The organism is Paraburkholderia monticola, assembly GCF_001580545.1.
Classification (GTDB): domain Bacteria; phylum Pseudomonadota; class Gammaproteobacteria; order Burkholderiales; family Burkholderiaceae; genus Paraburkholderia; species Paraburkholderia monticola.
In genome coordinates this window covers 200,433-213,710 of record NZ_LRBG01000004.1, presented here as the reverse complement: position 1 = coordinate 213,710, position 13,278 = coordinate 200,433, and the positions used below count along the sequence as shown (strand labels likewise).

Sequence of the window (13,278 nt, the reverse complement as noted above, 5' to 3'; positions counted from 1 at the left end):
AGGAGACACGCATGACAAAGAACCCACTCGCGCGACTTGCCTCACTCTGTTTCGCGGTCGCCGCCGGCACCGCACTGACGCTGGGCAGCGCGCAAGCGGCCGATGATGCCGTGAAGATCGGCTTCATCACGGATCTGTCGGGACTATACGCAGACATCGATGGGCAGGGCGGTCTTGAAGCGATCCGGATGGCGGTCGCCGACTTCGGCGGCAAGGTCAACGGCAAGCCGATCACGGTGCTGTACGCGGATCACCAGAACAAGGCGGACATCGCGGCATCGCGCGCTCGCGAATGGTTCGACCGCGATGGCGTCGACATGCTGATCGGCGGCACCAACTCGGCGACCGGTCTGTCGATGAACACGGTCGCGGGCGAAAAGCACAAGGTCTACATCAACGTCGGCGCCGGCGCCGATACGCTGACCAACGAGCAATGCACGCCGTACACGATCCACTACGCGTATGACACGACCGCGCTGGCCAATGGCACGGGCTCGGCAGTGACGAAGCAGGGCGGCAAGACGTGGTACTTCCTGACGGCAGACTACGCCTTCGGCAAGGCGCTCGAAAAAGCGACCTCGGACGTCGTGAAGGCGAACGGCGGGCAGGTGCTCGGTGCGGTGCGTCATCCGCTGTCGGCGTCGGACTTCTCGTCGTTCCTGCTGCAGGCGCAGGCGTCGAAGGCGCAGATCCTCGGTCTCGCGAACGCGGGCGGCGACACGGTCAACTCGATCAAGGCTGCCAAGGAGTTCGGCATTCCGAAGACGATGAAGATCGCCGCGCTGCTGATGTTCATCGACGACGTGCACAGCCTCGGCCTCGAAACGACGCAGGGCCTCGTGCTGACCGACAGCTGGTACTGGAACAAGGACGCCGACACGCGCAAGTGGTCGCAGCGCTACTTCGACAAGATGAAGAAGATGCCGTCGAGCCTGCAGGCTGCGGATTACTCGGCGACGATGAACTATCTGAAGGCGGTGCAAGCCGTCGGCACGACCGATCCGGACAAGGTGATGGCGCAGATGCGCAAGACGAAGATCGACGACTTCTACGCGAAGGGCTACATCCGTCAGGACGGCAGCATGATCCACGACATGTACCTGATGCAGGTGAAGACGCCGGCCGAATCGAAGGAGCCGTGGGACTACTACAAGATCATGGCGACGATTCCGGGCGATCAGGCGTTCACGACCAAGGCGCAGACCCGTTGCGCGCTGTGGAAGTAAGCGCGAGCGTGGAGTAAGCGGTCGAGGACCGCGCAGACCTGAGAGGACCGCCGGCGGTGCAGGGCACGCGCTGGCGGCTAATCGTTTCAGATGCCGCACGTGATGGGCAGCGGTACCGTCCGTTGCGTGCCGGCCGGATCGTGCGTCACCGATCTCACCTTGACGATGGCTTGAAGGGCTAAGGGCTTCAATGGACATCTTTGGCGTTCCGCTTCCGGCGATGCTGAGCCAGCTTCTGCTCGGGCTCGTGAACGGCTCGTTCTACGCGATTCTGAGCCTTGGGCTGGCGGTGATTTTCGGCCTGCTCAACGTGATCAACTTCGCGCATGGCGCCCTGTTCATGCTCGGCGCGATGCTCGCGTGGATGGGGCTGTCGTATTTCAATCTGCCGTACTGGGTGATGCTCGTGCTCGCGCCGCTGATCGTCGGGCTCGTCGGCATTGCGATCGAGCGCTCGATGCTGCGCTGGCTTTATAAGCTCGATCATCTGTATGGCCTGTTGCTGACGTTTGGACTCACGCTCGTGATCGAAGGCGTGTTTCATTCGATCTACGGCTCGTCGGGCCAGCCGTACGACGTGCCGTCGGCGCTGTCGGGCGCAACCAATCTCGGCTTCATGTTCCTGCCGAACTATCGCGCGTGGGTGGTCGTCGCGTCGCTCGTCGTGTGCTTCGCGACGTGGTTCGTGATCGAGAAGACGCGGCTCGGCGCGTACCTGCGCGCGGGTACCGAAAACCCGAAGCTCGTCGAGGCGTTCGGCGTCAACGTGCCGCTGATGATCACGCTGACCTACGGCTTCGGCGTCGCGCTCGCGGCGTTTGCCGGCGTGCTTGCGGCACCGGTGATTCAGGTGTCGCCGCTGATGGGTCAGCCGATGATCATCACCGTATTCGCGGTGGTCGTGATCGGCGGGATGGGCTCGATCATGGGCTCGATTCTGACCGGCCTGATGCTCGGCATAGTCGAAGGTCTCACGCGTGTGTTCTACCCCGAGGCGTCGGCGACCGTCGTCTTCGTCATCATGGCGCTCGTGCTGCTCGTGCGTCCGGCGGGTCTTTTCGGCAGGGAAAAATGATGCAGAGAAAAGTGCTCTACGGTCTGCTGCTGATCGTGCTGCTCGCGGTGCCGGTGCTCGGCATCTATCCGCTCTTCGTGATGAAGGTGTTGTGCTTCGCGCTGTTCGCCGCCGCCTTCAATCTGCTGATTGGCTATACGGGCTTGCTGTCGTTCGGTCACGCGATGTTTCTGGCCTCGGCCGGCTACGTAACCGGCTATGCGCTTCAGACGCTCGGTTTTTCGCCGGAGCTCGGGGTCGTGAGCGGCACCGCGGCGGCGACGCTGCTTGGGCTCGTCGTCGGCTTCTTCGCGATTCGCCGTCAGGGCATCTACTTCGCGATGGTGACGCTCGCGCTCGCGCAGATGGTCTACTTCGTGTTCCTGCAGGCGCCGTTCACGCACGGTGAAGATGGGCTGCAAGGCGTGCCGCGCGGCAACCTGTTCGGCCTGCTCAGTCTGTCTTCGGATGTCACGCTGTATTTTGTCGTGCTCGCCGTGATCGTCGCGGCCTTTCTGCTGATCGTGCGGATCGTCCATTCGCCGTTCGGGCAGGTGCTCGTCGCGATCAAGGAAAACGAGCCGCGCGCGGTATCGCTTGGCTATGACACCGACCGCTTCAAGCTGCTCGCCTTCATTCTGTCGGCCGGCCTCGCGGGTCTCGCAGGTTCGCTGAAGGTGCTGGTGCAAGGCTTCGAAACGCTGAGCGATGCCTATTGGACGATGTCCGGTCTCGTGATCCTGATGACGCTGGTGGGCGGCATGGGCACGCTGTTCGGGCCGTTGCTGGGCGCCGCGCTGATCGTGTCGCTCGAGGATCGGCTCGGCGATATCGGTTCGGCGCTCGCGTCGATGACGGGCATCGACTGGTTCCGCTCGCTCGGCGAGTCGGTAACGATCGTCACGGGGCTGATTTTTATCGCGTGTGTGCTGGCGTTCCGGCGCGGCATCGTCGGGGAGATCGTCGCGCGAGTGCGGCCGTTGCGGGCTTGAGGTGATCGTTTTGATGGCGCGCGGCAAGGCCGCGTGTTTGATGCAGTGCGATCGGCCATTCGTTCGCTCTCCGATTTAATTGCGCTGGTTGCTGAAGGTCCGCTGAATCAGAGAGTTGAACGAACCTGTGGCAAACTGCGCAAAGTAAATCCGCCGACCGTGCCCCAATTCGGTGCCGCAGTGCACCACTAGGGTAATTGCTAGTTGTTACTGCTTAGGTGGTCGTTTAATCTTCATGCAGTTCTGATGCACCACGAATTTGCAGGTGGAGAACGAGGAGACAATCGAGGCACTCAGTGCCCAGAAGAAAGCGCTGTTGGATTGATATCCAACAGCGCTTTTTTATTTGTATTTCTCGGTTTGCTTCGACTCAATATCACGATTAATCCGCAAGTCGTTTTTATTCTCGGCAATCCGCTGTTTTTAAACATCACAAGCCTGCGAAATGCTTGCAGCACGGCGCTTACGTCCGCTAAACTCGCTATTCACCGACCACTGGGTCGGCAATTAAATCAGTGGATTTAATTGCAATTGAATAACGGGGTTAATCGAGGAGCAGGATGAAGTCGGCATTGCGTTGGATCAGCGCGGCATTGGTCGCCACCGGGGTTTCGGCTGCATGGAGCGGTCATGCATTTGCCGATGTGAAAATCGGCGTCACCGTGTCGGCAACGGGGCCGGCTGCCTCGCTCGGCATTCCGGAAAAGAACACGATTGCGCTGCTGCCGAAAGAAGTGGCGGGCCAGAAAATCGACTACATCGTTCTCGACGACGCGACTGACTCCACTCAGGCGGTAAAGAATGCCCGCAAGCTCACCAGCGAAGACCACGTCGATGCACTGATTGGCTCGACAGTCGTGCCGAATTCGCTCGCCATGATCGATGTCGCCGCCGAAACCTCCACGCCGATGATCTCGCTGGCCGCGGCCGCGGGCATCGTCGAGCCAATGGACGCGAAGCGCGCATGGGTGTTCAAGACGCCGCAAAACGACATCCTGATGGCCACCGCGATCGCGCAGCACATGGCTAATCACGGCGTGAAAACGGTCGCGTTCATCGGCTTTTCCGATGCGTACGGCGAGAGCTGGTTCAAGGAATTCGGCAAGGCTGCCGATCTCGCGAAGATCAAGATCGTCGCGAACGAGCGCTTCGCGCGCAACGATGCGTCGGTTACAGGCCAGGTGCTGAAGATGATGTCGCAGAACCCCGACGCCGTGCTGATCGCGGGAGCGGGCACGCCGGCGGCGCTGCCGCAGAAAACGCTGAAGGAGCGGGGCTACAAGGGCAAGTACTATCAGACGCACGGTGTCGCGAACAACGACTTCCTGCGCGTGTGCGGCAAGGATTGCGAAGGCACTTGGCTGCCCGCCGGCCCGCTGCTGGTTGCCGAACAACTGCCCGATGCGAATCCGGTGAAGAAGAGCGCGCTCGCCTACAAGCACGCGTATGAAACGGCATATGGGGTGGGCTCGGTATCGACGTTCGGCGGTCACGCATGGGACGCCGGCCTGCTGCTGCAGCACGCGATCCCGCTCGCTTTGAAGAAGGGCCAGCCAGGCACGCCGGCATTCCGTGAGGCGCTGCGCGCCGCGCTCGAAGGCACGAAGGATCTGCCGGCGTCGCACGGCATCTTCAACATGAGCGCGAACGACCACGCCGGTCTCGATCAGCGGGCGCGTGTGATGGTGCAGATCGTCGATGGCAAGTGGAAGCTTGCCGGCGACTGAGCGAAGGCTCTGCGCCACGGGATCTCATCGAAAAGACGCGTGCAGTTGACGCGTCTTTTTTATTGCCCGAACTGGTCTCTACAACGTGCAAAAGTGTGGTTTCGCTGCTTCAGGACAAACCCGCATTCGGCGCACGTTCTCTTGACCGTCGATAATGCAGAACGCAAACTACTAACATATTAGTGGTTTATGGGTGGTTGATCGGAATAGAGCCGCGACACAGAAACGCGGCGTATGACGCGAATGCGCACTCGCGCGACGCGAGAGGAGCGGTACCCAACATAGCGGCGAAGATCTGCGCGCCGAACAGGGAAAACCATGCTTGGCGTACCTGAGCCCGCTCACTAGATTCAGACACCCGGCCCAGCAAGCCGGCTTACAGATAGGCGCTTTTCAAGGCGTTTGGAGACTCGCAATGAAAAAGACAAGGCATTGGGTACGCACGGGCATCGCGATGGCGCTGATGTGCGGCGCGGGGGCGGCATTCGCGCAGGTGAAGATCGGCGTCACGCTGTCGACGACTGGGCCGGCCGCATCGCTCGGCATTCCAGAGAAAAACACGATCGCATTGCTGCCGAAGGAGATCGGCGGCAAGAGCGTGCAGTACATCATTCTCGATGACGGTTCGGACACCAGTAAGGCCGTGCAGAACACGCGCAAGCTGATCGACGAAGACCATGTCGACGCGATCATCGGCTCGACCGTGACGCCGAATTCGCTCGCGATGCTCGATCCGGCCGCCGAAGGCAAGACGCCGGTGATCTCGCTCGCGGCATCGGCCGCGATCATCCAGCCGATGGATGCGAAGCGCGCATGGGCGTTCAAACCACCTCAGAACGACAGCCTGATGGCCGATGCAATCGCCGATTACATGCAGCACCATGGGGTGAAGACGGTCAGCTTCATCGGCTTCTCGGATGCCTACGGCGACAGCTGGAATACGACGTTCGACGCCGCGGCGAAAGCGCACAACCTGAAGATCGTGTCGAACGAGCGCTTCAACCGCACCGATGCATCGGTGACGGGCCAGGTGCTGAAGACGATGGGCGCGAATCCCGACGCGGTGTTGATCGCGGGCTCGGGCACACCGGCGGCGTTGCCGGCCAAGACACTGAAGGAGCGTGGCTACAAGGGCAAGATCTATCAGACGCACGGTGTGGCGAACAACGACTTCCTGCGCGTGTGCGGCAAGGATTGCGACGGTGAGTTGCTGCCGGCCGGTCCGATTCTCGTCGTCGATCAGCTACCGGACTCGAACCCGGTGAAGAAATCGTCCGAAGCCTATAAGAACGCGTATGAGAAGGCGTATGGCGTGGGTTCGGTCGCGACCTTCGGCGGTCACGCATGGGACGCCGGCCAGATGCTGCAGGCCGCGATTCCGGTCGCGCTGAAGAGCGCACAGCCAGGCACGCCGGAGTTCCGCGTGGCGCTGCGCAACGCGCTTGAAAACATCAAGGAGCTGCCGGTGTCGCACGGCATCATGAACACCACGGCGACCGACCACAACGGCCTCGACCAGCGCGCACGCGTGATCGTGCAGGTCGTCGACGGCAAGTGGAAGCTGCTGAACGACTAAGACCATTTACAAAGACAACTAGCGGTACGCGCCTCTCGCGCAATCTGCGGTGCATGACGCCGCATTGCCATTGTGTTCGATGACAATGGCATCGACCGCCGCGCCGTGTCCCGGCGCGGCGGTTGTCTTTTCAGACATTGCAGATCGATGGTCGGCTGTGAGCCGCACCGTCAGGACTGTTTCCCGGTTTTTCGATTTCGACGCTTCAGGACGAGGAAGTATGGATCTATCAATTGCGGCGATCCTCGCGCAGGACGGCATCACGACCGGCGCGATCTACGCGCTGCTCGCGCTTGCGCTGGTGCTGGTGTTCTCCGTCACGCGGGTGATCTTCATCCCGCAAGGCGAGTTCGTTTCGTATGGCGCGTTGACGCTCGCCGCGCTGCAGACGCAGAAGTTTCCGGCGACCTGCTGGCTGTTGATGGCGATGGGTGCCGCATGCTTCGTCGTCGAGACGGCGGCCGTGTTGCGGCATGCGGAGCGGCGCCGTCATGCGGTGCGCACGCTGCCCGTGCTGGCAGGGAAGTACTTGCTGTTTCCGATCGCGGTCTACGCGCTCACGCGCGGCATCTTTCTGCAGCCGCTGCCGATGATCGTGCAGATCGCGCTGACGCTGCTGATCGTGATTCCGATGGGGCCGTTCGTTTATCGGCTCGCGTATGAGCCGATCGCCGAAGCGACCACGCTGCTGCTATTGATCGTCGCGGTGGCCGTTCATTTCGCGATGGTCGGTCTCGGGCTCGTGATGTTCGGCGCGGAAGGTTCGCGCACCAACGCGTTTTCCGATGCGACGTTCAACATCGGCACGTTGTCGGTCTCCGGACAAAGCCTTTGGGTGATCGGCACGGCCGTCGTGCTGATCGGTGCGCTGTATCTGTACTTCGATCGTTCGATCTCGGGCAAGGCGTTGCGCGCGACCTCGGTCAACCGGCTCGGCGCGCGGCTCGTCGGCATCGGGACGACGCAGGCGGGACGCCTGGCGTTCACGCTCGCGGCGGGGCTCGGTGCACTGTGCGGCATCCTCGTCGCACCGCTCACCACGATCTACTACGACTCGGGCTTCCTGATCGGTCTGAAGGGTTTCGTCGGCGCGATCATCGGCGGTCTGGTCAGCTATCCGCTCGCGGCGGCCGGGTCGATTCTCGTTGGTCTGCTGGAGTCTTATTCGTCGTTCTGGGCCAGTGCTTATAAGGAAGTGATCGTGTTCACGCTGATCATCCCGGTGCTGCTGTGGCGCAGTCTTGCGAGCCCGCACGCCGAAGAGGAAGAGGAGTGACGCGATGAAACGGATCATGCAAAAGAAGTTCTTCTGGTTGTTCCTCGTGGTGCTGTTCGCGCTGCCGGTGCTGCCGCATCCGATTCATGTGCCCGAGTACTGGGTCACGCTGCTGAACTACATCGGCCTCTATTCGATCGTCGCGATCGGCCTCGTGCTGTTGACGGGTATCGGCGGGATGACGAGCTTCGGACAGGCGGCGTTCGTCGGCGTCGGCGCCTATGCGACTGCGTATCTGACGACGAACTTCGGGGTGTCGCCGTGGCTCGCGTTGATCGCGGGCGTGATCGTGACCGCGCTGATCGCGCTGATGCTCGGTCTCGTGACGATGCGTCTGTCGGGCCATTTCCTGCCGCTCGGTACGATTGCGTGGGGGCTCGCGCTGTTCTACCTGTTCGGTAATCTGGAGATGCTCGGCAAGTACGATGGGATCAACGGCATCCCCGTGTTGAATGTTTTTGGGATAAACCTCGAGTCCGGACGACATATCTATTACCTGATCTGGGTGGTCGTGCTCGGTGCGGTCGTCTCTGTTCAGAATTTGCTTAATAGCCGACCGGGTCGCGCGATTCGCGCGTTGCGCGGCGGTGGTTTGATGGCCGAGGCGATGGGCGTCAACACCGGCTGGATGCGCGTCGTGATCTTCGTGTATGCGGCGGTGCTTGCGTCAGTGTCGGGCTTTCTGTACGCACACTTGCAGCGCGCGGTGAATCCCACGCCGTTCGGACTGAATCACGGCATCGAATTTCTGTTCATGGCGGTGGTGGGCGGCGTCTCGCATGTGTGGGGCGCGGTGCTCGGCGCGGCGATCCTGACCGTGTTGCAGGACTATCTGCAGACCTTGCTGCCGAAACTGCTCGGTGAGAACGGCAACTTCGAAGTGATCGTGTTCGGCATCATCATGGTGTTGCTGCTGCAGTATGCGCGACAGGGCGTGTGGCCGTTCGTTGCGCGCTTCTTCCCGCGCGGCCCGCGCGCGCATCTCGCAGATCATGCGGAGCCTCTGCCGCAGCGCAGCAAGCCGCAGGCCGGTGAAGACCTGTTGAGGGTGAACAAGGCGCGCAAGCAGTTCGGCGGCCTCGTCGCGGTGAACGACGTGAGCTTTGAGGTCAAGGCAGGGCAGATCATCGGGCTGATCGGACCGAACGGCGCAGGTAAGTCGACGACGTTCAATCTCGTGACCGGCGTACTGCAGGCGACGAGCGGCGAGATCACATTCCGCGGCGAGCGCATCGATGCGCTTAGTTCACGTGAAATCGTCAAGCGTGGCATCGGCCGGACGTTCCAGCATGTGAAGCTGCTGCCGGGCATGACCGTGCTCGAGAACGTCGCGATCGGCGCGCATCTGCGTGGCCATGCGGGCGTGTGGCGCAGCGTCGTGCGGCTAAACGGCGTGGAAGAGGCGCGGTTGATGGCCGAAGCCGCCCGGCAGATTCGCCGGGTCGGCCTCGAACAGCATATGTATGACGAAGCGGGCAGCCTCGCGCTGGGTCAGCAGCGGATTCTCGAAATTGCACGCGCGCTGTGCTGCGATCCGACTCTGCTATTGCTCGACGAACCGGCCGCCGGTCTGCGCTATCAGGAAAAGCTGCAGCTTGCCGATCTGCTGCGCCGACTGAAGGCGGAAGGCATGAGCGTGCTGCTTGTCGAGCACGACATGGATTTCGTGATGAATCTGACGGACAGGCTCGTGGTGATGGAATTCGGCACGCGGATCGCCGAAGGTTTGCCGCAGGAAGTGCAGCAGGATCCGGCGGTGCTCGAAGCGTATCTGGGTGGGGTGGAATGATGGAAAACTCAATGACGACGGGCGTGGCGGCCGCCGGGCCGATTCTCGAGGTGGATGGTTTGTCGGTCCGCTACGGCAAGGTCGAGGCGCTGCACAATGCGGCGATCAAGGTGCGTGCGGGGCAGATCGTGTCCGTGATCGGCCCGAACGGTGCTGGCAAATCGACGCTGCTGAACGCGATCATGGGTGCGTTGCCAACCACCGGCCATGCGAAAGGGACGATTGCCTATCAGGGCGACGACGTCAGCGCGGTGCCGGTCGAGAAACGAGTCGCGCTCGGAATGTGTCTGGTACCGGAAAAGCGCGAGCTGTTTTCATCGATGACGGTCGAAGACAATCTGGTGCTCGGCGCGTACCGCCGCAAGCGGGCAGGGGAGCGCAACTTTCTCGATCAGCTGGAACCGGTATTCGAACTCTTTCCGCGACTCAAGGAGCGGCGCAAGCAGGCGGCCGGCACGCTGTCTGGCGGCGAGCGCCAGATGCTGGCGGTCGGCCGCGCGTTGATGGGCAAACCCGATCTGTTGATGCTGGACGAGCCGAGCCTCGGTCTCGCACCCCTGATCGTGAAGGAAATCTTCCACATCATCAGCGCGCTGCGGCAGACCGGTGTCGCAACCCTGCTGATCGAGCAGAACGCGCGCGCCGCATTGCAGATTTCGGACTACGGCTACGTGCTGGAAACGGGCGAGCTGGCACTGGAGGGACCGGCAACAGACCTCGCGCAGAATCCGCGGGTGATTGAAACCTATCTCGGCCTGGCGAAAAAAGTCGCTTAAGCCCGCACTTTTCTCGCAGGCTGCTGTCTCTGGAAGCGGTGTGTTTCACGTGAAACACACCGCTTTTTTATTGTTCCACCATCCGGACGAAATTCGGGCCGAAACCGAACCCGTTATAATTCGCCCATACATTTTCCTTTGAAGGCTCACGCGACGATCTGGCGTGAGATCCCGCGATGCTTTTTCCCTCAGAATTTGACGTAATCGTCGTTGGCGGTGGTCACGCCGGCACCGAAGCCGCTTTGGCGTCGGCGCGCATGGGCAATAAAACGCTGCTTTTGACCCATAACATCGAGACCCTTGGGCAGATGAGCTGCAATCCGTCTATCGGCGGCATTGGCAAAGGCCATCTGGTCAAGGAAGTCGACGCGCTCGGCGGCGCCATGGCGGCCGCTACCGACGAAAGCGGCATCCAGTTTCGTATCCTGAATTCGTCGAAGGGGCCGGCGGTCCGCGCGACGCGTGCGCAGGCTGACCGTGTGCTGTACAAGGCGGCGATCCGTCATCGTCTCGAGAATCAGCCGAACCTGTGGCTGTTCCAGCAGGCCGTCGACGATCTAATGGTCGAGGGTGACCGCGTTGTCGGGGCCGTCACGCAAGTGGGTATCCGTTTCCGCTCGCGCGCGGTGGTGCTGACGGCCGGCACGTTCCTCGACGGCAAGATTCACGTGGGATTGAACAACTATACCGGTGGCCGCGCAGGCGATCCGGCCGCGGTCTCGCTGTCGGCACGGTTGAAAGAGTTGAAGCTGCCGCAGGGACGACTCAAGACCGGTACGCCGCCGCGTATCGACGGCCGCACGATCGACTATTCGCAGCTCGAAGAGCAGCCGGGCGACCTGGACCCGGTGCCGGTGTTCTCGTTCCTCGGGCGTGTCGAGCAGCACCCGCGCCAGGTGCCGTGCTGGGTTACGCATACGAATCAACGGACGCACGACATCATTCGCGGCGGTCTCGATCGCTCGCCGATGTACACGGGCGTGATCGAAGGGGTGGGGCCGCGGTATTGCCCGTCGATTGAGGACAAGATTCACCGGTTTGCGTCGAAGGAATCGCATCAGATCTATCTCGAACCGGAAGGCCTGACGACCAACGAGTTCTATCCGAACGGGATCTCGACTAGCCTGCCATTCGACGTGCAGCTCGAGTTGGTGCGGTCGATGCGCGGCCTCGAGCACGCGCACATCCTGCGGCCGGGCTACGCGATCGAGTACGACTATTTCGATCCGCGCGGGCTCAAGGCATCGTTGGAAACCAAGGTGATCAGCGGATTGTTCTTCGCTGGACAGATCAACGGTACGACCGGCTACGAAGAGGCAGCGGCGCAAGGCGTTCTAGCCGGTATCAATGCCGGTCTGTTCGTGCAGGGTAAGGAAGCGTGGTGCCCGCGCCGCGATCAGGCGTATCTTGGCGTGCTGGTCGACGATCTGGTCACGCGCGGGGTGTCGGAGCCGTATCGGATGTTCACGAGCCGTGCCGAATATCGTTTGAGTTTGCGCGAAGACAACGCCGATATGCGCCTCACGGAGATCGGCCGAGAGCTGGGCGTGGTCGATGATGCTCGCTGGGACGCATTCAGCCGCAAGCGTGACGCTGTTTCACGTGAAACAGCGCGCCTCCGTTCGACCTGGGTCAATCCTAAGACTTTATCCACCGACGAAGCGACCGCGTTGCTCGGCAAACCGATCGATCATGAATACAGCCTCGCAGACTTGCTGCGTCGTCCGGGCGTCAGCTACGACGGCGTCTGCGGACTGCGCGAGGGCAGTTGCGGCGCGCCCGAAGCGCTCGCGGATGACCCAGTGCTGCTCGCGCAGATCAAGGAACAGATCGAGATTGGCATTAAATATCAGGGCTATATCGACCGGCAAGCCGATGAGATCGAACGCAACGAGGCGCACGAGAACACCCGTCTGCCAGAAGGTTTGGACTATGCCGAAGTTCGTGGGCTGTCGTTCGAAGCACGTCAGAAACTGATGCAGTTCCGGCCGGAAACGATTGGTCAGGCGTCGCGTATTTCGGGCATCACGCCAGCCGCTATCTCGCTGCTGATGGTCCATCTGAAGCGCGGCCTTGGACGTCGTCCGTCGCAATCCGCCGAACCCGGCGCCGATAGCACGCCGGTGGTGCAATGACGGGAGCACAGAGGGGGATCGACCAGCCGGCCATGGCACCGTTGCTAGCGGACGGTGTCCATGAGCTTGGCCTCGAGCTAAACGACGCGCAGCAGCGCAAGTTGCTCGATTACGTCGCGCTGCTCGCGAAATGGAACAACGTCTACAACCTGACAGCGATCCGGGATCCGCGGCAGATGCTGATCCAGCATATCCTCGATTCGCTGTCGATCGTGCCGCATCTGGCGCCGCGTGGGCCGTCGTCGGTGCTCGACGTCGGTTCGGGTGGCGGCCTGCCGGGCATCGTGCTCGCGATCGTCCTGCCCGACTGGACGATCACGACGAACGATATCGTTCATAAAAAGACCGCTTTTCAGGCGCAGGCGAAGGCCGAACTGGGCCTCTCGAACCTGTCGGTCGTGACCGGCCGTGTGGAGACGCTGCGGCCTGGCGCCGAAGTACCGGCAAAGTTCGACGTAATCGTCTCGCGCGCATTCGCAGAACTCGCGGATTTCGTTACACTGGCCCGTCATCTGGTTGCAGAGCAGGGCGCGATCTGGGCGATGAAAGGCGTACGTCCGGATGGCGAAATCGAGCGGCTGCCGGCAGGCGCCCACGTGGAGCAGATCATCCGGCTGAACGTTCCGTCGCTCGACGCGGAGCGGCATCTGATCGAGGTGCGGGTGGACGCCGAAAGCTGACGACCAACGGTACCTCGAAGCAATCTCAACGATTTTCACTTCATCCA

11 protein-coding genes are annotated in these 13,278 nt (G+C 61.6%); all 11 read left to right on the top strand.

Annotated elements, in window-relative coordinates; genetic code table 11:
- The first annotated feature begins 11 nt into the window (after positions 1 to 11).
- The 11 genes from CI15_RS05870 (at position 12) to rsmG (ending at position 13,231) form a co-directional block, all read left to right on the top strand.
- The gene (locus CI15_RS05870) at positions 12 to 1,226 is read left to right on the top strand and encodes an ABC transporter substrate-binding protein (protein WP_062125188.1); all 1,215 of its coding nucleotides are present in this window, start codon (positions 12 to 14) and stop codon (positions 1,224 to 1,226) included.
- Positions 1,227 to 1,416: 190 nt separating this feature from the next.
- Positions 1,417 to 2,301 carry a branched-chain amino acid ABC transporter permease gene (locus tag CI15_RS05865; RefSeq protein WP_062125186.1) on the top strand — a complete coding sequence of 295 codons (885 nt, stop codon included), beginning with the start codon at positions 1,417 to 1,419 and terminating at the stop codon, positions 2,299 to 2,301.
- Positions 2,301 to 3,272, top strand: coding sequence for a branched-chain amino acid ABC transporter permease (locus tag CI15_RS05860; RefSeq protein WP_062125184.1), 972 nt, complete (start codon positions 2,301 to 2,303; stop codon positions 3,270 to 3,272). The genes CI15_RS05865 and CI15_RS05860 overlap by 1 nt, the downstream gene beginning before the upstream one ends.
- Positions 3,273 to 3,518: 246 nt before the next feature.
- Positions 3,519 to 3,797, top strand: a complete 279-nt coding sequence (locus CI15_RS37120) for a hypothetical protein (RefSeq protein ID WP_162532568.1) — start codon at positions 3,519 to 3,521, stop codon at positions 3,795 to 3,797.
- Positions 3,798 to 3,832: 35 nt separating this feature from the next.
- Positions 3,833 to 4,999: an ABC transporter substrate-binding protein gene (locus CI15_RS05855; RefSeq protein ID WP_062125182.1), complete on the top strand. Its 1,167-nt coding sequence runs from the start codon at positions 3,833 to 3,835 to the stop codon at positions 4,997 to 4,999.
- A gap of 415 nt (positions 5,000 to 5,414) precedes the next feature.
- The gene (locus tag CI15_RS05850) at positions 5,415 to 6,575 is read left to right on the top strand and encodes an ABC transporter substrate-binding protein (RefSeq protein WP_062125180.1); all 1,161 of its coding nucleotides are present in this window, start codon (positions 5,415 to 5,417) and stop codon (positions 6,573 to 6,575) included.
- Positions 6,576 to 6,795: 220 nt separating this feature from the next.
- Positions 6,796 to 7,851 carry a branched-chain amino acid ABC transporter permease gene (locus CI15_RS05845; RefSeq protein WP_062125178.1) on the top strand — a complete coding sequence of 352 codons (1,056 nt, stop codon included), beginning with the start codon at positions 6,796 to 6,798 and terminating at the stop codon, positions 7,849 to 7,851.
- A gap of 4 nt (positions 7,852 to 7,855) precedes the next feature.
- Complete coding sequence (locus CI15_RS05840; protein ID WP_062125175.1) at positions 7,856 to 9,640, top strand: branched-chain amino acid ABC transporter ATP-binding protein/permease; 1,785 nt, start codon at positions 7,856 to 7,858, stop codon at positions 9,638 to 9,640.
- Positions 9,640 to 10,416: an ABC transporter ATP-binding protein gene (locus CI15_RS05835; protein WP_062125173.1), complete on the top strand. Its 777-nt coding sequence runs from the start codon at positions 9,640 to 9,642 to the stop codon at positions 10,414 to 10,416. The genes CI15_RS05840 and CI15_RS05835 overlap by 1 nt, the downstream gene beginning before the upstream one ends.
- A 176-nt stretch (positions 10,417 to 10,592) precedes the next feature.
- On the top strand, positions 10,593 to 12,551 hold the full coding sequence (gene mnmG / locus CI15_RS05830) for a tRNA uridine-5-carboxymethylaminomethyl(34) synthesis enzyme MnmG (RefSeq protein ID WP_062125171.1): 1,959 nt from the start codon (positions 10,593 to 10,595) through the stop codon (positions 12,549 to 12,551).
- Positions 12,548 to 13,231, top strand: a complete 684-nt coding sequence (rsmG, locus tag CI15_RS05825) for a 16S rRNA (guanine(527)-N(7))-methyltransferase RsmG (protein ID WP_062125169.1) — start codon at positions 12,548 to 12,550, stop codon at positions 13,229 to 13,231. The genes mnmG and rsmG overlap by 4 nt, the downstream gene beginning before the upstream one ends.
- The last annotated feature ends 47 nt before the right edge of the window (positions 13,232 to 13,278 follow it).